Annotated in this window: 21 protein-coding genes; 6 read left to right on the forward strand and 15 right to left on the reverse strand. The window is 67.8% G+C overall.

The window, feature by feature from the left end:
• Window positions 1-188 precede the first annotated feature (188 nt).
• The 4 genes from BSZ39_RS13355 to BSZ39_RS02035 form a co-directional block, all read right to left on the reverse strand.
• Window positions 189-455 carry a hypothetical protein gene (locus BSZ39_RS13355; RefSeq protein ID WP_143180326.1) on the reverse strand — a complete coding sequence of 89 codons (267 nt, stop codon included), beginning with the start codon at window positions 453-455 and terminating at the stop codon, window positions 189-191.
• Window positions 456-528: 73 nt separating this feature from the next.
• On the reverse strand, window positions 529-3,696 hold the full coding sequence (locus BSZ39_RS02025) for an error-prone DNA polymerase (protein WP_073715731.1): 3,168 nt from the start codon (window positions 3,694-3,696) through the stop codon (window positions 529-531).
• Window positions 3,689-5,233, reverse strand: coding sequence for a DNA polymerase Y family protein (locus BSZ39_RS02030; RefSeq protein ID WP_158025067.1), 1,545 nt, complete (start codon window positions 5,231-5,233; stop codon window positions 3,689-3,691). The genes BSZ39_RS02025 and BSZ39_RS02030 overlap by 8 nt, the downstream gene beginning before the upstream one ends.
• Complete coding sequence (locus tag BSZ39_RS02035) at window positions 5,230-5,844, reverse strand: hypothetical protein (RefSeq protein ID WP_143180327.1); 615 nt, start codon at window positions 5,842-5,844, stop codon at window positions 5,230-5,232. Before BSZ39_RS02035 ends, BSZ39_RS02030 begins: the two co-directional genes overlap by 4 nt.
• Before the next feature lie 162 nt (window positions 5,845-6,006).
• Here BSZ39_RS02035 and BSZ39_RS02040 point away from each other — a divergent pair, with 162 nt between their 5' ends.
• The gene (locus BSZ39_RS02040) at window positions 6,007-6,537 is read left to right on the forward strand and encodes a YbhB/YbcL family Raf kinase inhibitor-like protein (protein WP_073715734.1); all 531 of its coding nucleotides are present in this window, start codon (window positions 6,007-6,009) and stop codon (window positions 6,535-6,537) included.
• Here the strand turns inward: BSZ39_RS02040 and BSZ39_RS02045 are convergent.
• The gene (locus BSZ39_RS02045) at window positions 6,518-7,366 is read right to left on the reverse strand and encodes a pseudouridine synthase (protein WP_158025068.1); all 849 of its coding nucleotides are present in this window, start codon (window positions 7,364-7,366) and stop codon (window positions 6,518-6,520) included. The two genes, BSZ39_RS02040 and BSZ39_RS02045, sit on opposite strands and share 20 nt — an antisense overlap.
• 82 nt (window positions 7,367-7,448) lie before the next feature.
• On the opposite strand from BSZ39_RS02045, the gene BSZ39_RS02050 reads away from it, so the two are divergent.
• Window positions 7,449-8,657 carry a TsoY family (seleno)protein gene (locus BSZ39_RS02050; protein ID WP_073715736.1) on the forward strand — a complete coding sequence of 403 codons (1,209 nt, stop codon included), beginning with the start codon at window positions 7,449-7,451 and terminating at the stop codon, window positions 8,655-8,657.
• On the opposite strand, the gene BSZ39_RS02055 is transcribed toward BSZ39_RS02050, so the two are convergent.
• From BSZ39_RS02055 to glgA, 5 genes are read right to left on the reverse strand one after another with little or no spacing between them, the layout of a single operon-like run.
• Complete coding sequence (locus BSZ39_RS02055) at window positions 8,654-9,085, reverse strand: thiol-disulfide oxidoreductase DCC family protein (protein WP_073715737.1); 432 nt, start codon at window positions 9,083-9,085, stop codon at window positions 8,654-8,656. The two genes, BSZ39_RS02050 and BSZ39_RS02055, sit on opposite strands and share 4 nt — an antisense overlap.
• Window positions 9,082-10,278: an SPFH domain-containing protein gene (locus tag BSZ39_RS02060; protein ID WP_083602866.1), complete on the reverse strand. Its 1,197-nt coding sequence runs from the start codon at window positions 10,276-10,278 to the stop codon at window positions 9,082-9,084. The genes BSZ39_RS02055 and BSZ39_RS02060 overlap by 4 nt, the downstream gene beginning before the upstream one ends.
• Window positions 10,271-10,720, reverse strand: coding sequence for an NfeD family protein (locus BSZ39_RS02065; protein WP_073715738.1), 450 nt, complete (start codon window positions 10,718-10,720; stop codon window positions 10,271-10,273). The genes BSZ39_RS02060 and BSZ39_RS02065 overlap by 8 nt, the downstream gene beginning before the upstream one ends.
• Window positions 10,721-10,746: 26 nt before the next feature.
• Window positions 10,747-11,550: an ABC transporter ATP-binding protein gene (locus tag BSZ39_RS02070; protein ID WP_073715739.1), complete on the reverse strand. Its 804-nt coding sequence runs from the start codon at window positions 11,548-11,550 to the stop codon at window positions 10,747-10,749.
• 9 nt (window positions 11,551-11,559) lie between these two features.
• A complete protein-coding gene (gene glgA / locus BSZ39_RS02075) occupies window positions 11,560-12,765 on the reverse strand; it encodes a glycogen synthase (RefSeq protein WP_073715740.1) in 1,206 nt (401 codons plus the stop codon).
• Between the two features lie 85 nt (window positions 12,766-12,850).
• Between glgA and BSZ39_RS02080 the strand changes: the two genes are divergently transcribed.
• Window positions 12,851-14,089, forward strand: a complete 1,239-nt coding sequence (locus tag BSZ39_RS02080; protein WP_073715741.1) for a glucose-1-phosphate adenylyltransferase — start codon at window positions 12,851-12,853, stop codon at window positions 14,087-14,089.
• Window positions 14,086-14,955 (forward strand): phosphoserine phosphatase SerB, encoded by an 870-nt coding sequence (gene serB, locus BSZ39_RS02085; protein ID WP_245792400.1) that lies wholly within the window; start codon window positions 14,086-14,088, stop codon window positions 14,953-14,955. The genes BSZ39_RS02080 and serB overlap by 4 nt, the downstream gene beginning before the upstream one ends.
• On the opposite strand, the gene BSZ39_RS02090 is transcribed toward serB, so the two are convergent.
• Genes BSZ39_RS02090 through fabG form a run of 3 tightly spaced genes read right to left on the reverse strand, consistent with a single transcriptional unit; the run spans window position 14,952 to window position 16,992 of the window.
• The gene (locus BSZ39_RS02090) at window positions 14,952-15,449 is read right to left on the reverse strand and encodes a SixA phosphatase family protein (RefSeq protein ID WP_073715742.1); all 498 of its coding nucleotides are present in this window, start codon (window positions 15,447-15,449) and stop codon (window positions 14,952-14,954) included. The two genes, serB and BSZ39_RS02090, sit on opposite strands and share 4 nt — an antisense overlap.
• A 42-nt stretch (window positions 15,450-15,491) precedes the next feature.
• Complete coding sequence (gene fabI / locus BSZ39_RS02095) at window positions 15,492-16,262, reverse strand: enoyl-ACP reductase FabI (protein WP_073715743.1); 771 nt, start codon at window positions 16,260-16,262, stop codon at window positions 15,492-15,494.
• A 25-nt stretch (window positions 16,263-16,287) separates the two neighbouring features.
• The gene (fabG, locus tag BSZ39_RS02100) at window positions 16,288-16,992 is read right to left on the reverse strand and encodes a 3-oxoacyl-ACP reductase FabG (protein ID WP_073715744.1); all 705 of its coding nucleotides are present in this window, start codon (window positions 16,990-16,992) and stop codon (window positions 16,288-16,290) included.
• 74 nt (window positions 16,993-17,066) lie between these two features.
• On the opposite strand from fabG, the gene BSZ39_RS02105 reads away from it, so the two are divergent.
• Both BSZ39_RS02105 and BSZ39_RS02110 read left to right on the forward strand, forming a co-directional pair.
• A complete protein-coding gene (locus BSZ39_RS02105) occupies window positions 17,067-17,444 on the forward strand; it encodes a DUF3099 domain-containing protein (RefSeq protein WP_073715745.1) in 378 nt (125 codons plus the stop codon).
• A complete protein-coding gene (locus tag BSZ39_RS02110) occupies window positions 17,441-18,205 on the forward strand; it encodes an SURF1 family cytochrome oxidase biogenesis protein (protein WP_073715746.1) in 765 nt (254 codons plus the stop codon). Before BSZ39_RS02105 ends, BSZ39_RS02110 begins: the two co-directional genes overlap by 4 nt.
• On the opposite strand, the gene BSZ39_RS02115 is transcribed toward BSZ39_RS02110, so the two are convergent.
• Both BSZ39_RS02115 and BSZ39_RS02120 read right to left on the reverse strand, forming a co-directional pair.
• Window positions 18,202-18,642 carry a hypothetical protein gene (locus BSZ39_RS02115; RefSeq protein WP_073715747.1) on the reverse strand — a complete coding sequence of 147 codons (441 nt, stop codon included), beginning with the start codon at window positions 18,640-18,642 and terminating at the stop codon, window positions 18,202-18,204. The two genes, BSZ39_RS02110 and BSZ39_RS02115, sit on opposite strands and share 4 nt — an antisense overlap.
• The gene (locus BSZ39_RS02120; RefSeq protein WP_073715748.1) at window positions 18,639-19,193 is read right to left on the reverse strand and encodes a hypothetical protein; all 555 of its coding nucleotides are present in this window, start codon (window positions 19,191-19,193) and stop codon (window positions 18,639-18,641) included. The genes BSZ39_RS02115 and BSZ39_RS02120 overlap by 4 nt, the downstream gene beginning before the upstream one ends.
• Between the last annotated feature and the right edge of the window lie 6 nt (window positions 19,194-19,199).

A 19,199-nucleotide genomic window follows, 5' to 3' on the forward strand; every position in this document is an offset into this window, starting at 1 on the left:
GTGAGCCGGCTGAGCAGGCCGCCCGGCCCCGTCAAGCTCACGCCCTGCTCCTTCGCCTGCGCGAGCAAGCGTTCTGCGAGTTCCTTCTGATCGATAATCTCCCCGGTCACGGGATCAATCATCTCGTCGTCAACAACGACAGTGGTCGTGTCAGCCACGGCCATCTCCTTTCGGATCAGGCCGGACCCTCACACACCATTATTCAGACAGTCCCACTTCGGGAAGAGACGCTCCAGGTCTTCTTTGGGGACCTTGGCTCCCACCTTGAGGTCCTCGAGCGTCCACTCACCCGGGGCGGGCGTGGCCTCGGCTGACTCGCTCGCTGATGCAGACGCTGACGGCGTGGGCGTCCTCGGACCTTCGGTCGAGCCCTTGCCAGAGCAGGATGACAGTGCGAGGGCGGCAGCCGCGCAGGCAATCGATACGCGGGCGAGGGGACGCGCCGAAAATGCCATGTAGGTCACACTAGTGGACCGCATGCGTTCGTGAAACCCTTCGATGCAAGGCTGTGGACAATACCGTTGGGCCTTAGTGAAAGTCCCGGGAGGTCGACGGGACAGCCAAGCTGAGTGGCTCGAACCGGTCGGCCCTTAGCGCGATCACGCCGTCGGCTTTTTGTACCACGCCGCGAATGATGAGCGCCGCCTGGCCGCGCGCGATCGGTCGGTAGGCCTGCCACACGCCGGGCGAGCAGACGACGTTGAGGATGCCCGTCTCGTCTTCTAGCGCGAGGAAGGTGATGCCCGATGCGGTGCCCGGCCGCTGGCGGTGTGTGACGACGCCGGCCGTGCGGGCGCGCATGCCATCGGGCAGCCGCCCGAATTCGGCGATCGAGTAGATGCCGTCGGCGCGCAGCTGGGGACGGACAAACGTGATCGGATGTTCCTTCGATGTGCCGGTTGCCCGCACGTCGAGGACGCTGCGCTCGAGCGTCGTGAGGGCCGGCAGTTCGGGTAGCGTCGCGGGCGTGTCGATGCCTGGGATCGGAAGTTGCTCGTAGACGACGTCGCCGCTGCGGTGGCGCCGCCCGCTCGTCCACGTGGCCGACCACAGCATCTCGCGGCGGGAGCCGAAGGCCTGCAGCGCGCCGGCGCTGGCGAGGTTTTCGATCTGCGTGACCGATAGCCGGGCGCGCGCGGCAAGGTCCATCGGGTCGGAAAAGGGGCGTTGCGCTCGGGCTGCCACGATGCGTTCGGCGGCCTGCTCGCCGATCCCGCGGATGGGCGCAAGGCCGAGCAGGACGGCGCCTGAGGGATGCACGAGGCGCGCGACGCTCTCGTCGTATTCCGGGTGCCGCTCGCCCTCGTGCGCGACGACGCTCGCGTGCACATCGGAGGTGAGCACGTCGGCGGGTAGGACGGTCACGCCGTGGCGGCGCGCGTCGGCGACGAGCGAGGCCGGCGAATAAAACCCCATCGGCTGGGCGGCAAGCAGGCCCGCATAAAACGCCTCCGGGTGGTGCACCTTCAAATACGCCGACGCGTAGACGAGGTAGGCGAAGGAAAACGAGTGCGACTCGGGAAAGCCGAAGCTCGCGAACCCCTCGAGCGTCGCATAGATCTGCTCGGCGACCTCCCCGCTGATGCCGCGCTCGGCCATGCCGATAATGAGCTGGTCGTGCAGCGCCGCCATGCGTTCCAGGGAGCGCTTCGCCCCCATCGCCTTGCGGAGCTTATCCGCCTGCGCCGGGGTGAAACCTGCCGCGTCGACCGCGATCTGCATGAGCTGCTCTTGAAACAGCGGCACCCCGAGCGTCTTTTCTAGCGCGGGTTTGAGCAGCGGGTGCAGGTAGGTGACCTCTTCGCGCCCCAGGCGGCGGCGCAGGTAGGGGTTGACCGAGCCGCCCTGGATCGGTCCGGGGCGGATGAGGGCGACCTCGACGACGATGTCGTAAAAACAGCGCGGGGCCATGCGCGGCAGCGTCTGCATCTGGGCACGAGATTCGACCTGGAAGACGCCGACGGTATCGGCGGCGCACAGCAGGTCGTAGACGCCGGGGTCCTCCTGCGGGATGTCGTGCAGGTCGATGCGGCGCCCGTCGTGCGTGATGCCGCGGGCGGCCAGGTCGTTGAAGGCGTAGCGCAGCGCGGTCAGCATGCCGAGGCCAAGGAGGTCGAATTTCACGAGGCCGGCATCGGCGCAATCATCCTTGTCCCACTGCAAGACGGTGCGCCCGGGCATCGCTGCCCACTGGATCGGGCAGACGTCGACGACGGGCCGGTCGCACAGCACCATGCCGCCGGGGTGGATGCCGAGGTGTCGCGGCAGCCGCATGAACCGTTCGGCAAGATCGGCGACGGGTGCGGGGACGCCCTCATCGACGGCGCCCCAGCGTTCGAGTTTTTTCGTCATCGCATCCGAGGCGCCCGCGCTGTAGCCGAGGGCCCGCGCGGCGTCGCGGACGGCGGAGCGGGTGCGATAGGTGATGACGTTCGCGACGAGGGCGGCGTGGGAGCGGCCGTAGCGTCGGTAGACGAACTGGATGACTTCCTCGCGCCTGCCCGATTCGATGTCGACATCGATATCGGGTGGGCCGGAGCGGCCGGGCGATAAAAACCGCTCGAATAGGAGCTTGTGGGTGACGGCGTCCACGGCGGTGATCCCGAGCGCGAAACAGACCGCGGAATTCGCTGCCGAGCCACGGCCCTGGCACAGGATGTTGTTGCGGCGGCAAAAGGCGACGATCTCGTGGACGATCAGGAAATAGCCGGGGAAGCCGAGCTCTTCGATGATGGCGAGCTCGTGTTCGATCATCCGATAGGCGCCCGGCACCCGCTCGGCGTGCGGGGGTCCGTAGCGCTGTTCGGCGCCACGCATCGTGAGCTCGCGCAGCCAGCTCGCTTCGCTGTGGCCGTCGGGGACGGGATGCGGCGGCAGGTTGGGTGCGATAAGGGACAGGTCGAAGGCGCATTCGGTGCCGAGGGCCGCGGCGGTGGCGACGGCCTGCGGGTGGCGACGGTGCAGGCGCGCCATCTCGCTCGCGCCCCGCAGGTAGGCGGGCGCGGGCGGCAGGTGGGCGTCGGCATCGGTGAGCGAAGCGTTGTGGGAGGTGGCCTGCAGCGCGGTAAGCAGCGGGAAATCTTCGGGACGCGCGCAGTAGACGTCGCCGGTCGCGACGAGCGGCACCCGGTAGTCGCGAGCGAGGTCCGCGAGGGCATCGTGCAGGTGGGCGTCATCGCCGCGGCCGGTCGCGACGATTTCGATCGCGACGCTCTCCTTTCCGAACAGCGCGATGAGGCGGTCGAGCCCCGCGCGCGCTGTGCCTTCGTGCAGCAGCCGCGGCAGGTAACCGTCGCGCCCCCCGGTCAGGATCAGGAAGTCGCCGCCCGCGGCGAGCTCGGCGAGGTCCACCCGAAGGTCGCGTTGGCGGCTTTCGTGCTCGTCGCCCGTCGCGAGGTGTGCGGCCGCGAGGGTGCGCGACAGGTGAGCATAGTCGACGGCGTTGCGGGCGAGTGCGACGACGTTCGTCGGCCCGGTTGGGCTCGTCGTCGTGAGTTCGGCGCCGGTGACGGCGGCAAGCCCCACCTCGGCGGCGGCGCGCGCGTGCTGGATGACGCCGTACAGGCCGTCGCGGTCGGTCAGGGCGAGGGCGGTGAGCTCGAGTTCGGCGGCGCGCTCGACGAGTTCGGCGGGTTCGTTCGCGCCGCGCAGGAACGTGAACGCCGAGTGGCTGTGCAGTTCGGCGTAGCTAGTCATAGTAGCCCTCGATCCGCCACGTGCCGCCGACCCCAACGACGAGCAGCGGCGGCCCCGCCTCAATCACGAGCTGGAGGTAGCAGCGTTCGGGGACGCCCTCCCACCACCGCTCGATGAGTGGCCACGGCCCCGCCCACTGCACGATGCGTCCCGCGTCGGGCACTGCCGGCAGTCCGCTCATGCGGTAGCTCGCGGGCGCACTCATCCATCCGCGGTGTGCGGGCGGCACGGGGATGGCTGCCCCGTCGGCATCGAACAGGCGCACCGGCAGGGTTTTTTCCAGCACGACGGTGGGCGCCGGCCCGAGCAGGGTCCCGGCCCACGGCCCGGAGCGCACCGGTTCGCTCGTGGCGGCGACCGCGGGCACGACGGCGATGCGCGAACGCGGGTCGCGCCCGCCACGCTCGGCGATGACGTGCACCGTGCTGATCCCTGCGAGCGACTGGAGCCGGGAGCGCGCCCGGTCGATGCGTTCGCGGTCCGTGCCCCGGCCCCACAGCGGGGTGCCGTACTCGGCGCCGCGTCCCTGGGAGCACAGTTGCAGGTGGGTGAGCTGCCCGTCGGGCCGATCGGTGCCGCCCAGCCAGGCGTCGAGCTGCCAGCGCACCCGGTCCGTCATGGCCGCGGGCGTCAGCTGCGTATCCGGCGTGATCATCCAGGTGCGCTCGTGCGTGGTGCCCGCGGTCGTGCGGGCGGTAATGCGCAGTTGGGTACAGCTGCGGCCCGCGAGCCGACCCGCGAGTTCCTCGGCGAGCGTGCGGGCGAGGAAGGCGGCGGCGTCGCTCGTGGCGAGCGGTGGGTCGACCTCCCGGCCCGCGCTGACCTCGCTGCGTTCTTGGCTCGCGCGGGGCACGACGACGTCCCGGCCCGACGCGAGGTCATAGGCGAGCGTGCCGCGCGCTCCAAACCGGGTGGCGACGGCGCCGCGCGGTAGTGCCAGGAAATCGCCGAGCGTGCGGATCCCGAAACGCTCGCACAACTCGATAAGCTCGGCCATCTCACGGTTGGGTGAGATGGCCTGCAGCGCCGTCATCCGGTGGCGCGCCAAAAATTCGCGCGTCTGCGCATCCTCGATCACGCAGCCCGACCGCGCCGCGAGAATCGCCGCGAGCGTCCCGTCGGCGATCCCGACGAAGGCTTCCGCGCCGGAGGCCTCGATGACGGCGCCGATGAGCTGTTCGGCAAGGGGCCATTCGCCGCCGCAGTGGCGGGCGGGTCCGCGAGCATCGGCAAGGACGAGCCCGGGCCGTACGATGAGTGGCAGCGCGATGACCCGTTCGATCCCGCCAAGGACCGTTTCAAAGACGCGGGCCTCGCGCACGGGATCGTCCGGGAGCACGATGAGCTCGGGGCAGGTGGCGGCCGCTTGGCGGCGCCGCATCCCGCGCCGCACGCCCGCCCGGCTCGCGGCGGGCGTCACGTCGCGCACCTCGCGCGCATCGTGGATCGCCGCGGGTGCGTCCGGTGGAATCAGCCCCTCGGCGATGGCCGCCGCGATCGGCCACGACGGCACCCACAGGCACACCTGCCGGGTCACGATACGACCGCCAGGTGCCGATACGGCTCGAGCTTCTCACCCGCCGCCACCATGACCCGCCGCCCCTGGGTGCGCACCTGGATGATCCGCTGCGTGACGTATCCGGCGCCGTCCTCGCAGCCGCTGGCCTGCACGACCTCGGCCGCGATCGAGATCGCCCCGGGCCATGCGACGGTCGTCAGCAGCGTCGTGCCGCGGTTGCGCAGCCGCCCGGCGAGTGCGCGCCGATCGCCCGCGCCGAGCGCCCCACCGGAGCCCAAGACGACGACGTCCGCGCCGTCAATCGCGGCCGCGAGCACCGCGGATGTCGCCCCCGTCGGCAAATACAGCACGCGGTCCAGGCCAACACCGGCCTGCCCGGCCGCATACCAGCCGACGTCCCGCATCCCGATGACGACGCACCAGCGGTTTTCCCCCATGATCGCGGCAGCAAGAGACCACAGGATCATGCGCGATCCGGCAACGTGCACGGCACTGCCGCGCGGCAGCCCACCCGGCAGCAGCGGCCGCAGCGTCGGCGGCACCGGCCAGGCGTCATCGGCCATGCGCAGCCCAGTGCGGGTTTCCGCTTCCTGCAAAATGGAACGCGCCTGCGCCAAGCGATCCATCACGCACCTCCTACGAACATGTGTTCGATTCTAGAATGCCTGACGGACAGCGACCCCCGCAAGATCAAACACCTGTTCGAATGATGTGGCACTCGCGTGGATACCCGACGTTCGAGCCCATCCCCCATTAGCCTTGAGGTGACACCCAACGCATTTGGAGGAGACATGAACCTGTCCCGCCCCGTGGCCCCAGAACCCTACGAGATGCTCCCCGAGGTCCCCGCGTTTTCGGTGACCTCGACCGATATTCGCGATGGCCAGACGATGCCCGACGATCAGACTCAGTCTGGGGGGAACATCTCCCCGCACCTGTCCTGGTCTGGCTTCCCGAAAGAGACCAAGTCCTTTGCCGTGACGTGCTTTGATCCCGACGCGCCGACACCCGCCGGTTTTTGGCACTGGACGATCCTCGATATTGGCGCCAAGACGACCGAGCTCGCGACCGGCGCTGGCGCCTCCGACCTCGACCTCGACGGCGCCGCCTTCCACGTCCGCAATGACGGCGGCGAACACTCCTACATGGGCGCGGCTCCGCCGGCCGGCGACCGCGCGCACCGCTATATCTTCGCAATCCACGCCCTCGACACCGAAACCCTCGACCTCGACGAGGACGCCACCCCGACGGTCGCGGCATTCACGATGCTGTTCCACACGCTCGCGCGCGCGACCCTCACCGTCACCTATCAGCAGAAGTAGGCAGCGGCGCCTGCACTTCGAAGCCCGGCCCGGCCAGGTGGTAGGCGTGCAGGCGCAGCTCCTCGGACTCACGCACCCCGGGATACAGTGGATCGCCGATGATCGGGAACCCGAGATACGCAAGCGTCACCCGCAGTTGATGCGTGCGCCCGGTCAGCGGCGCCAAATCCCACTCAATTTCCTCGCCGACGCTAAGTGCGCGCAGCCGCGTGCGCGCGTTCGGTTCCCCCGCGACGACCTCGACTTGCAGCCCGGATTTTTCCAGCCGCAGCGCGACCTCATGCCACGCACCGTCGAGCAGCTCTTCGCGGCCCCCGGGATGGCTCACGGCGCGGTAGCGGCGGTGGACCAGGCCGTCTTGAAACCACCCCTGGATGCGGGAGCGCGACGCCCGCTCCGTGACGAGCAGCAGGACCCCCGACGTTAACCGGTCGAGGCGATGCGCGGGCACGATGTCGTCGTTGTCAAACTGTCGCCTGGCCTGCACGACGACGGAGCGCGCAACGTAGGCGCCGCGCGGCATCGTCGCAAGCCCCGCCGGCTTATTGACCGCAATCCAGCCCTCCCCCTCGGCGATGATCTCGATCGGCACGTGGGTCTCGTCGGGTACCGGCCGGTGAATATACAGCGGCTCGTCCGGCCCCATGATTCGCGACGGCTCAATCGCCACGTCATCGTCACCGACGACCCACCCGGCAGCAAACGCCCGGTCCACGCCCGCCTCGCCGACGACTCCCCCCAACAGGTGGGCCACGCGCTCGCGGGCGCCCATCGCCGTATCGGCGGGCAGGGGCCGGGCGGGCAGGCCGCCGCGCATGGGTACAGGCATGTCATCTATCGTGACATGCCGGTTGACCAAATATACCCCCCGGGGTATATCTAAGGTGTTCCCATTCCCGAGAAGGACCACCATGATCCACAACCTTGGCGAGCGGTACTCGCCCCTGTATTTCCTTGCATCCCTGGGCTTCGGCGGCATGTCCGTCCTGTTCTTCATGAACCTCATGCACCTGACGCCCCACCCTGACACGCCAATGCCGACCGTCGAGTCGATCGCCGCGGCGTGGGCCGACGGCATCACCGGCCCGATCGTCTTCGCCTATGCCGGCATCATCCCCTTCTTTTTGATCCACCTCGCGCTGCTCGCGTGGAATATCCGCGAGTTCCGCCTGTGGCGCACGACGGCCTCCTACCGCCAGACGGTCTCCTCGAACGCCGAGGTCACGCTGCTCGCCGTGCCGCTGACGATCGGGATGACGATCAACGGCCTGTTCGTCGTCGGCGCCGTCACCGTCCCGGGCCTGTGGTCCGCCATCGAATACCTCCTGCCCGCCGCCCTGCTCGCCTATGGCCTAGTCGGCGCGCTCGCGCTGTACTACCTGGGCCGCTACCTCAACCGCGTCTTACACCATGGCTTCGACTTCCGCGCCAACGGCGGCCTCAACCAGTTGCTCGCGTCCTTCGCGTTCGCGATGGTCGCCGTCGGCTTTGCCGCCCCGGCCGCGATGAGCCACGTGACACTCACCGTCGTCCTCGGTCTTGCGGGCGCGATCTTCTTCGGCGTGATCTCGGCGCTGCTGTTCGCGATCTTCCTGCCGATGGGCGTCATGAGCATGCTGCGCTACGGCCTGTCGCTTGCGAACTCGGCGACGCTGTGGCTCGGCATCCCGATCATCACGCTGTGGGCGATCACGGTGTTGCGCTCGCGCCACGGCCTCATCACGCTCGATGGCAACCCTGCGGGCCCGAGCTCTATCGCGCTCTTCGTCGTGCTGCTCACGGCGCTACTCGCCCAGCTCGTGTTCCTGTTCCTCGGGCACGTCGCGATGTCGACGAACGGCTTTTACCGCCGGTTCGTGTTCTCGCGCACCGAGCAGTCCCCGGCCGCGTTCACGCTCGTGTGCCCCGGCGTCGCGCTCGGCGTCCTCACGTTCTTCTTCCTGAACATCGGCCTCGTGAAAAACGGCATCTTCGCCGCCGGCTCCGCTGTCTATTACCTCGTGCTGGCAGGCGCGTACGTCGTGCAGTTCGCAACGATTGTGCTCATGGTCGCGCTCGTGCGCAACCAACTGCTGCGTGAGCGTCGGCCGTCAGAAGCCCTGGCGCTCGCGACGAGCTAGCGCTCGCAGGTGGGCCCGCAGCCCGGACGGTTGCGGGCCACCAGGCCATAGACCTTCTCCCCGACCTGCTGGCCGCGCCCGGTACGCAAGATGCGTCCGAGCAGCGGCCACGGGCCGGGCAGCAGTTGCGACAAGCGACCGATGGCGCGCGCCCCGCGGTAGATGACGGGGGTGGCGCCGCGCCGCACTTCGACGGCGACGACGTTCGCATCGAAATCCTCCGCCGACAAGAGCGTCTCGAGCTCCCCGTGGGCCCGCAGCATCGGTAGGTCCACGGTCGAGAACTCAGCGAGGTCCTGGCTGGGGACCGCGATGATATGCGTCATCAGGTCGGAGCGGCGCGCGAGCGCGTCGGCAATGACCGTGCACATCCGGCAGTTGCCGTCGTAGACGATCAGGATTTCGGCCTCATGCGCGAGGATGCTCATGGCTGCGGCGGTTCCTCGCCGCGCTTGATGGCCTCGACCTCGTCATCGTCGACGTTCCACGCGTGATCGCGCGGATCGGACGGCGAGGACTGGCCGTGCGGCGCCTGGCCCGACTGGGCGCGACGCGAATACGGCATGCCGCTGCCTTCGCCCGCGACGGAGGCTTCATCGCCGGCACGCTCGGCTTCGCCGCGCGCCTCGGCCAGGGCTTCCTTCGGGTCCTGCAGGCTCGTCTCGGGGAAGTCGTCGCTGAAGCCGGGGCCGTCGAGCGGGCCGACGGGCGACTTCGCGAGCGGGTTCTCGCCGCCATTTTCGCCCCCGAAGGCGCGCGCGATCGAACCGAACGCGGCGGTGAACTCCGTCGGGACGACCCACATCTTGGACGACGAGCCGTTCGCGATCTTCGGCAGCGTCTGCAGGTACTGGTAGGCCAGCAGCTTCGGATCCGCGTTGCCGCGGTGAATCGCCTCGAAGACCTGAAGGATCGCGCGGGATTCACCCTGCGCCTTCAGGATTGCGGCCTGGGCCTGGCCCTCGGCGCGCAAAATGGCAGACTGCTTTTCGCCCTCAGCCTCGAGGATCTGGGACTGCTTGACGCCCTCGGCGGTGAGGATCGCGGCGCGGCGGTCACGCTCGGCGCGCATCTGCTGCTCCATCGAACCCTGCACCGAGGCGGGCGGGTCGATCGCCTTGAGCTCGACGCGGTTGACGCGGATGCCCCACTTCGTCGTCGCCTCATCGAGGACGCCACGCAGCTGGCCGTTGATCTGGTCGCGGCTGGTGAGGGTCTGTTCGAGGTCCATCGAGCCGATGACGTTACGCAGCGTCGTGACGGTCAGCTGCTCGATACCGGTGATGTAGTTGGCGATCTCGTACGTCGCGGACTTCGGGTCCGTCACCTGGAAGTAGATGACCGTGTCGATCGAGACGACGAGGTTATCGGAGGTGATGACCGGCTGCGGGGCGAAGGAGACGACCTGTTCGCGCAGGTCGACGCCCGCGCGCACGCGGTCAACGAACGGGATGAGAAAGTGGATGCCCGCGTACATCACCGTCTGGAATTTACCGAAGCGTTCGACGATGAGTGCGACGGCCTGCGGCACGATCCGAACCGCACGCGCGATCGCGACAACGACGACGACCGCGAGCAGGATCAGGATGATGAGCAGGAGCGAGGAGCCAATATCAGGCATGGGGGCCTCCAATGGGTGGGGCTTCGTCGACGATCGCGATGGCGCCGTCGATCTTGTGGACGTAGACACGGGAATCTTCGCGGATGACGAGGTCATCCTTCGAGCGGGCGGTCCAGACTTCGCCGGCGAGTTTGACGCGGCCGCCCTTCTTCGACACGTCGTGCACGACGACGGCCTCGCGACCGACGAGCGCGTGCGCGTTCGTGAGCGTCGTCGGAGTATGGCGCAGCATCCAGCGCTTGGCGCCCGGCCGGACGGCGAACAGCAAGATCACCGAGGTGAGCGCGAAGGCCAACACTTGGACCCACAGTTCGAAGCCGGCGAGATGGACGATCATGCCGGCGAGTGCGCCGCCAGCGAGCATAAGAAAGATGAGGTCGACGGTGAGCATTTCCACCACGACGAGGACGAGCACGGCGCCGAGCCACCAAAGCCAACCCATGACGCTCCTTCTTTCTACGTTTGGGGCTATTCTACCCGCGCGCGGCCGGCAGCGCGCGCCGACCAGCGGCCGCGGTGCCGTTCGACTTCGAGTTCGAGACCGAACGTTTCCGACAGCAAATGCGGCGTGAGGGTCTCTTCGATCGGGCCCGCGGCGACGGTGCGGCCATCGCGCATGAGGAGCGCGTGAGTGAAGCCCTGCGGGATCTCTTCGACGTGGTGCGTCACCAGTATGATGACGGGGCTACGGTGGTCGCCCGCGATTTCGGTCAGGGCCCACATGAGTTCTTCGCGGCCGCCGAGGTCCAGTCCCCCGGCGGGCTCGTCGAGTAGCAGGAGTTCGGGGTCGCTCATGAGAGCGCGCGCCACCTGGACGCGTTTGCGCTCGCCCTCGGACAGCGTCCCAAAGTCCCGATCGGCGAGGTGGCCGACGCCGAAGGCGGCAAGGAGGTCCTCGGCGCGGGTCTCGTCGAAGTCGTCATAGGCCTCGCGCCAGCGGCCGATCATGCCGTAGGCGGCGGTGAGGACAACGTCCTTGACGCGTTCGCGGCCCTGGATGCGCCCTTCGAGGGCGGAGGAGGCGAGCCCGACGCGGCTGCGCAGCTCGGAGACGTCGAGGCGCCCGAGCTTTTCCCCGAGGACGTGCAACTCGCCGCTCGACGGATAGATCCGGCCGGTCGCGAGCTGAAGCACCGTCGTCTTTCCGGCGCCGTTCGGGCCGAGGACGACCCAGCGCTGGCCGTCTTCAACGCGCAGCGAGATCGAATCGAGGATGGTTTTTTCACCGCGAACGACGGTGACGTCGTCAAGAGCGAGGACTGCGTCGGTCATGGCTCCAGCTTACCCGGCCAGCACCTTCCGGTAGACCTCAAGCGTGCGCTCGGCGATCGCTTCCCAGGAGAAATGGTCCTCGACCCGTTGGCGTGCCGCGCGTCCCATCTCGGCGGCGCGCTGCGGGTCGTCGAGCACCTGGTTCAGGGCGTCGCTGAGGTCGGAAACGAAACGCTTCGGGTCCGTGGGCGTGCCGGTGCCGTCTCTCACCTGGTCGATCGGGACGAGCAGGCCCGTCGTGCCATCGTCGATGACCTCGGGGATGCCTCCCGTGGCGGAGCCGATGACCGGCAGGCCGACGGCCATCGCTTCGAGGTTCACGATGCCGAGCGGCTCGTAGATCGACGGGCAGACGAACGTCGTCGCGGCCGAGAGCACCGCGATGAGGCCTGCGCGCGGGAGCATGTCCTCGATCCAGATGACGCCGTCGCGCTCGCCCCGCAGCTCTTCGACGAGGCCCTGGACCTCGGCCATGATCTCGGGCGTGTCGGGCGCGCCCGCGCACAGGATGATCTGGACATCGTCGGCGAGGCGGCGCACCGCCCGCAGCAGATACGGCAGGCCCTTTTGGCGCGTGATGCGCCCAACGAATACGACGGCCCGCCGGTCTTCGTCGATGCCGTAGCGCGCGAGCACCTGCGCGCGATGCTCGGCATCGCTCGGCGGCTGCCAGCCCTGCAGGTCGATGCCGTTGTGGACGACGTGGACGCACGCCGGGTCGACGTTCGGGTAGGTGCGCAGGATGTCCTCGCGCATGCCACCGGAGACGGCGATGATGCCCGCGGCCGCCTCATAGGCGGTGCGTTCGGCCCACGAGCTCAGCGCATAGCCGCCGCCGAGCTGCTCGGCCTTCCAGGGCCGCAGCGGTTCGAGAGAGTGGGCGCTGATGACGTGCGGGATATCGAACAGGAGCGAGGCGAGATGGCCGCCGAGGTTCGCGTACCACGTGTGCGAATGCGCGAGGTCGGCGCCCTCGCACGCCTGGGCGAGCAGCAGGTCGACGCCGAAGGTGCGCAGCGCGGGGTTCGCGTCGGCCAGTTCCGGCAGGTCCGAAAAGCCCGTGACGCCCGCCGGCGCGTCGGTGCGCGGCCCGTCGAAGGCGTGCACTCTAACGTCGATATGCTGCCGCAATACGCGGGAGAGCTCGGCCACGTGGACGCCGGCCCCACCGTAGATATGCGGCGGGAACTCTCTGGTTAATAGATCTACTCGCAAACTATCTCCAGTCACGTCTACATTGTCCTATAGTTGCGCCTCAAAAACGCCCCTTTGCGTGCCTTTTTATGCCTACGCTTGGGCTATGGCTAAACCTCGCGTCCTGGCAATCATCCTCGCTGGTGGCGAGGGCAAACGTCTCATGCCGCTTACGGCAGAACGCGCGAAACCCGCCGTACCTTTCGGCGGCATTTATCGCCTCGTCGATTTCGCGCTGTCGAACCTCGTGAACTCCGGCTATCTGCGCGTCGTCGTGCTCACGCAGTACAAGTCGCACTCGCTCGACCGCCACATCACGAAGACGTGGCGCATGTCGACGTTGCTCGGCAATTACGTCGCGCCGGTGCCCGCGCAGCAACGCATGGGCAAGAACTGGTTCCTCGGCAGCGCCGATGCGATCTACCAGTCGCTCAATTTGCTCGACGACGAAAAACCGGACATCGTCGTCATCTGCGGCGCCGACAACATCTACCGCATGGACTTTAGCCAGATGGTCGACCAGCATATCGACTCGGGATTCCCGATGACGGTCGCAGGTATTCGCCAGCCGCGTGAACTTGCCAACCAGTTCGGCATTATTCAGGCCGACGCCGATAACCCGCATAAGATCGCCGAGTTCCTGGAAAAGCCCGAGAGCGCCGAGGGCCTGGCCGACTCCCCCAACGAGGTCCTTGCCTCGATGGGCAACTACGTCATTAATGCCGACGCGCTGCGCGAGGCCGTGACGCAGGACGCCGACGCGGATACCGCCCACGACATGGGCGGCAACATCGTGCCCTATTTCGTGGGGCAGGGCGCCGCGGGCCTGTACGACTTCACGTTCAACGAGGTGCCGGGCTCGAACGAACGCGACCGCAACTACTGGCGCGATGTCGGAACCCTCGACGCGTTCTACGAATCGCATCAGGACCTCATCGCCGTCACGCCCGTGTTCAACCTGTATAACGACCAGTGGCCTGTCTACACCGGCTACACCGGCCTGCCGCCCGCGAAGTTCGTCTACGGGCATCGCGAACGCCTCGGCCACGCCCTCGATTCGATCATCTCCCCCGGCGTCATCATCTCCGGCGGCGAGGTCCTCGGCTCGGTCGTCTCCCCGCATGTGCGCGTGAACTCGTGGTCCTCGGTGCGCGAATCCGTCGTGTTCGACAACGTCAACGTCGGCCGCAACGCGACCGTCGTGCGCGCGATCCTCGATAAGAACGTCGTCGTCGAGGAAGGCGCCCACGTCGGCGTCGACCACGAATACGATCGCGCCCGCGGCTTCACCGTCACCGAGGGCGGCATCACCGTCGTGCCCAAGGGCTGGCGCGTGACGCGGTGATCGCTCATCGCTTCACGATTGTCTCCCCGGACGCGCTGCCGGAACACCTGCTGCCCGACGTCGAGCACGTCCTCGCCCACATCGGATGGCTGGGCCTGGCATCCGAACGTCGTAGCGTCGGCGACCTCACCGTCATCGACTACCGCGGAAAGGTGCCGCCGCTCGTTCCGACGCATGCGGACCACGATCACGACGATATGTTCGCGCAGCTGCGCGCCTCGCTGACGGCGCTTGGGCTCGCCTGCCTGCACACGACTAGCCCGGTCGGGACGATCGTGCTCGATATGGACTCCACGCTCATTAATGAGGAGGGGCTCGACGAGATCGCCCGCGAGGTCGGCGTCGGACATGAGGTCGCCGAGATTACCGAGCGGGCGATGCGCGGCGAACTGGATTTTGCCGCGGCGCTACGCGAGCGCGTCGCCCTGCTGGCCGGCGCACCCACATCCGTGCTTGATACCGTGCGCGAGCGGCTGACGTTCACGGCCGGGGCCCGCGAGCTTCTTGCCGCGGCGAAGGCAGCGGGCTGCACCGTCGGCGTCGTCTCCGGCGGCTTCCACGAGCTCATGGACCCCATGTTCGACGTCGACCACGTGCGCGCGAACCGCTTTGAGATCCGCGACGGGCACATCACCGGTAAGGTCGCTGGGCCAATCGTCGATGCCGCCGCGAAGGCGGCAAGCCTCCAATCATGGAAGCGCGGATTTGCCGCGGCGGTCGGCGATGGCGCGAACGATATCGCGATGATTCGCTCGGCCGATATCGGCATCGCGTTCGATGCGAAACCGGCGCTGCGCGAGAGCGCCGACTGCGTCGTGCCGATGCGACGGCTCGACGCCGTCGCGGCGCTGCTCGGCCTGCTTTAGTCTTCGGGGCGGATGACCGCGCGCACGTGGCAGGAGTTGCGCTCGAGCTCGCTCCACGCGACCGGCACGTCGATGACGCACGCCGTCGCCGTCGGCACGCCAAGGCGGATCTGCTGGGCGATCTCGTCCTTCGCGTCGTGCAGCAGGTGCGCGAGCGAACTCATCGTCGGCTCATGACCGACGACCATGACCGAGGTCTTGTCCTCCGGCAGTTCGCCGAGGATATCCATAAGCTCGCGCGGCCCGGCCTCATACAGGGCGTCCATCGAGGTGCCCGAGGGCCACTCGGCTTCTTCGGCGCTCAGCAGCCGGTAGGTCTCCTTGGTCCGCAGCGCGGATGAGACGAGGACCGTGTCGACCTCGGTCTCGGCGCGGATGAGTTCGCCCAGGCGCGCGGCCTGCGTCCGGCCCTTGGCGGACAGGGCACGCAGGTGGTCGCCGAGTTCATTTTCGGTCTCAGCCTTGGCATGGCGAAGCAGCACGAGTGTTTTCACGGCGCCTACTATCGCACACGTGCGCGGGGCGAAACAAACACCCTACTGGCCCATGATGTGCACGCCGCCATCGACGTGCACGATCTCGCCGCTCGTCGCCGGGAACCAATCGGAGCACAGCGCGACCACGGCCTTGGCCGCCGGCTCCGGATTCGTGACGTCCCAGCCGAGCGGGGCGCGCTCATCCCACGTGTTCTCCATCTGATCGAACCCGGGGATCGACGTCGCCGCGACAGTACGCAGGGGGCCGGCCGAGACGAGGTTCACGCGGATGCCGTCGGGCCCGAGGTCGCGCGCGAGGTAGCGGGCGGTTGCCTCGAAGGCGGCCTTCGCGACGCCCATCCAGTCATAGACGGGCCAAGCGAACTGCGCATCGAAGGTCAGCCCCGCGACCGCGCTGCCCGGCTTCATGAGCGGCTTTGCCGCGACGGCCAGGCTCTTGAGCGAAAACGCCGAGACTTCGACCGCGGTTGACACGTCGGGCCAGGTGCCGGCGAGGAAGTTGCCGCCCATGACCGACTGCGGCGCGAACCCGATGGAGTGGACGACGCCGTGCAGCTCATCGGTGTGCTCGCGGGCGCGGTCGGCGAGCGAGGCCAGGTCGTCATCGTTGGTCACGTCGAGTTTGAGGACGGGCGCGGGCTTCGGCAGGCGGCGGGCGATCGCGCTCAGCAACCGGGTCTGACGGCCCGGCGCCGTGAGGATGACGTTGGCACCCTGCTCCTGGGTAAGACGCGCCACGTGGAAAGCGATTGACGTTTCTTTCAAGACGCCGGTGATTAAGAGGGTCTTGTCCTTAACGAGGGTGCTCATATGTAGTCCTTAATCTGCTAGCTGCCTAGTGGCCCATCCCGAGGCCGCCGTCAACGTTTACTACCGTGCCGTTGACGTATCCGGCATCCTTCGAGGCTAGGAATGCCACGGCCGCGGCGATCTCCTCCGGGGCGGCGAAGCGCCCCGCCGGGATGCGCGACTTGTAATCGGCGACGATCTTGTCCGGCAGGCTCGCGGTCATGTCGGTTTCGACAAATCCGGGGGCGATGACGTTCGCCGTAACGCCGCGCGCGCCGAGCTCGCGGGCGATCGAGCGGGCCATGCCGATCAGGCCCGACTTGGCCGCGGCGTAGTTGACCTGGCCGAAACCGCCATAGGTCGCAACGACCGAGGAGATCAGCACGATGCGGCCGTAGCGCTCGCGCATCATGTCCTTCGCTGCGGCCTTCACGCAGCGAAACGTGCCGGTGAGGTTCGTATCCAGCACGGCGGCGAAGTCCTCTTCGCTCATGCGCGCCAGCAGCCCATCTTTCGTGATGCCGGCATTGGCGACGAGGACACCGACGGGCCCGAGGTCGGCGCGGATCTGCTCAAACGCTGCACTCACGGAGGCGGCATCGGTGAGGTCCGCGGTGTAGGAGTGCGCTCCCTCGGGCAGGTCGCCGGAGCGGTGCAGCCCGGCGACGGTGAAACCGTCGGCGAGCAGTCGGGTGGTGATCGCGCGTCCGATTCCGCGGTTCGCGCCGGTAACGACGGCTGTAGTATTCATCTCTTCGACGCTACCGCGCTCCTGGCAGGCACGCTTGGTACACACCCCACAAAAGGACGCGATAGCCTGCAGGTATGGGCACAAAGGCCGAGCGGATTTATCACATCACCTCCGCCCGGCGTGCCCTGTCGGAGGACGTCGATGATCGCACGACGCGCTACCTGTTCACGATGACCATTCGTACGGTCTGCCTGATCGCGTGCGCGCTCGTGCCCGGCTGGTATCGCTGGCTGTTCGCCGCGGGGGCGATTCTGCTGCCGATGCTCGCGGTGATGGTCGCCAATGCGGGGCGCGAACCCGCCGGAAAGATCGACGAAACGGCGGAACCTTCGATCCCGCCCCCGTCGGGCCCGATTATCGACCCGGATGGCACCCCCGTTGAGGGTCGGCTGCTTGAGGCTGCCCCAAATAAGCCCTCATGGTTTCACGACGATTCGGAGTTCCTGCGGTGAACCGTTACCGCTTCCTGACCAGCGGCCGCTGGGTCGGGCTCATGCTCACCGCGCTCATCGTTGTCGTCACGTGCATCCTGCTCGGGATGTGGCAGTGGGGACGCTATGAACACAAGCGGGACCTCGTCGCCCAGTTCGATCGCGCCTACAACGCGCCGACGATACCCCTTGCGGACGTCGTCGCCGAGGGCGTGTCGATCGACGGGACGCGCGAATGGCGGCCCGTCGAGCTCACCGGCCAGTGGACCGGCGAGCAAATCCTCATCCGCAACCGCGCCGTGGGTGGCAAGAACGCCTACCGCGTCGTCGCCGTGCTGCAGACGCCGGGCATCAACGTCGTCGTCGACCGCGGGTGGCTGCCCGTCGAGGAAACGGCGCCGACTCCCCCGCCGCTGCCGAGCGGGCAGGTGAGCTTTGTTGGCCGGCTCCGTCCGCCGGAGCCCGCCGATTCGCGTGGTATCACGCAGGGCCAGGCGCACGCGATCAACCCGAATCAGCTCGGCCAGGGCGCGCTGCTCAACGGCTATGTGCAGGTGACCGACGGACTGGATGGCCTGCGCGGCTACCCCACTCCGGAGCGAGACCTCGGCCCGCACCTGTCGTATGCGTTCCAGTGGTGGGTTTTTGCGCTCGGCGCCGTCGTCGGGCTCGTGATTTTGGCGCGTCGGGAAGCCGCCGAAAATGCGGGGAGGATTGCGCCGCGTCCGAAGCGGGCAAGCCTGGAGCGCGAAGAAGACGCGCTGCTCGACTCGCAGCTTTAAAACGCCCGGTTAAACAGACCCGGGTCGACGTAGGCGAGGGCTTCGCGCCCGATCATGCCGATGACGACGGCCACCGCGACCGAGGTGAGCGTTCCGATGATGAAGCGTTCGGAGGCGCCGGGTGCGGACTTCAGTTCGGGATAGCGGCCGAGGCCCTTGATCGCTAGGACGACCGGGATGAGGCTGAAGAACCCGGACATGATGGCGCTCGTGATGAGGAAACGCTCGAGGATCCCGATGAGGGTGCCGCCGCGCATGACCTCCGGTGGCTGGGGCTTGCGCTCGAGCTTCGGGATGGGCTCGGGTGGGGCGACCGACTTCGTGACCTGCGCGATGCGCAGGACGCCGACGGTGATGAGCCAGCCCAGTCCGATCGAGATGAGGAGGAAGGCGGCCCAGTTCGCAAGGAGGAGAGCCAATTGCGGGTGGTTGATCATGCGGACTCCAAGAGGCGGGCGAGCGTCGGGCGCGCTTCAGCGATCTCTTTGGCATGGCCCGCTTTCAAGACGTCCGAGACAGTCTGCGGGGCGATGTCGAGCTTGGCGGCGATATCGGCGCCCGAGAGGGTTTCGGCAAGCGCGGCGATCTCCCACTGGCGCTCGGTGCGACCGGCGAGCAGGGCGTTCATGAGGCGCAAGACGGCCTGGGCATCGGGGGCGCCCTCGATCGCGGGTTGGCGCTGGCGTTTGGCGCGTTCGACCGCCTCGCGCGCGGACCGGAATGCGGGGCCGTCCCCCTCACGGGAGTGTTTCGGCAGCGGGGTGTCGATTTCGCCGACGCCTACGCCGATGTGCCAGCAGTCCATCTCGATCAAGGCGAGCAATGCCGCGACGACGGCCTCGCCCTTGTCAAAGGCGCCCTGGAATTCGTCGCCGACGGTGCGCTCGAAGGCGAGCGTGGGTGCAAGGGCGTTGAGCGCGCGCGTCGCCTCCGGCACGCGGTCCGGGTTGGATCCGGAGTCGATCTGGTCGGCGGTCAGGACGAACATGCCCTC

It is taken from the genome of Bowdeniella nasicola (genome assembly GCF_001907295.1).
Lineage (GTDB): Bacteria > Actinomycetota > Actinomycetes > Actinomycetales > Actinomycetaceae > Bowdeniella > Bowdeniella nasicola.

Coding starts and splice junctions, on each gene's coding strand:
- BSZ39_RS02065 (WP_073715738.1), bottom strand. CDS start 10,720: ATGGGTTGGCTTTGGTGGCTCGGCGCCGTGCTCGTCCTCGTCGTGGTG.
- BSZ39_RS02050 (WP_073715736.1), top strand. CDS start 7,449: ATGATCCACAACCTTGGCGAGCGGTACTCGCCCCTGTATTTCCTTGCA.
- BSZ39_RS02120 (WP_073715748.1), bottom strand. CDS start 19,193: ATGTTCGTCCTGACCGCCGACCAGATCGACTCCGGATCCAACCCGGAC.
- BSZ39_RS02045 (WP_158025068.1), bottom strand. CDS start 7,366: ATGCCTGTACCCATGCGCGGCGGCCTGCCCGCCCGGCCCCTGCCCGCC.
- BSZ39_RS13355 (WP_143180326.1), bottom strand. CDS start 455: ATGGCATTTTCGGCGCGTCCCCTCGCCCGCGTATCGATTGCCTGCGCG.
- BSZ39_RS02115 (WP_073715747.1), bottom strand. CDS start 18,642: ATGATCAACCACCCGCAATTGGCTCTCCTCCTTGCGAACTGGGCCGCC.
- BSZ39_RS02080 (WP_073715741.1), top strand. CDS start 12,851: ATGGCTAAACCTCGCGTCCTGGCAATCATCCTCGCTGGTGGCGAGGGC.
- BSZ39_RS02025 (WP_073715731.1), bottom strand. CDS start 3,696: ATGACTAGCTACGCCGAACTGCACAGCCACTCGGCGTTCACGTTCCTG.
- BSZ39_RS02070 (WP_073715739.1), bottom strand. CDS start 11,550: ATGACCGACGCAGTCCTCGCTCTTGACGACGTCACCGTCGTTCGCGGT.
- fabI (WP_073715743.1), bottom strand. CDS start 16,262: ATGAGCACCCTCGTTAAGGACAAGACCCTCTTAATCACCGGCGTCTTG.
- BSZ39_RS02055 (WP_073715737.1), bottom strand. CDS start 9,085: ATGAGCATCCTCGCGCATGAGGCCGAAATCCTGATCGTCTACGACGGC.
- fabG (WP_073715744.1), bottom strand. CDS start 16,992: ATGAATACTACAGCCGTCGTTACCGGCGCGAACCGCGGAATCGGACGC.
- BSZ39_RS02105 (WP_073715745.1), top strand. CDS start 17,067: ATGGGCACAAAGGCCGAGCGGATTTATCACATCACCTCCGCCCGGCGT.
- BSZ39_RS02040 (WP_073715734.1), top strand. CDS start 6,007: ATGAACCTGTCCCGCCCCGTGGCCCCAGAACCCTACGAGATGCTCCCC.
- BSZ39_RS02060 (WP_083602866.1), bottom strand. CDS start 10,278: ATGCCTGATATTGGCTCCTCGCTCCTGCTCATCATCCTGATCCTGCTC.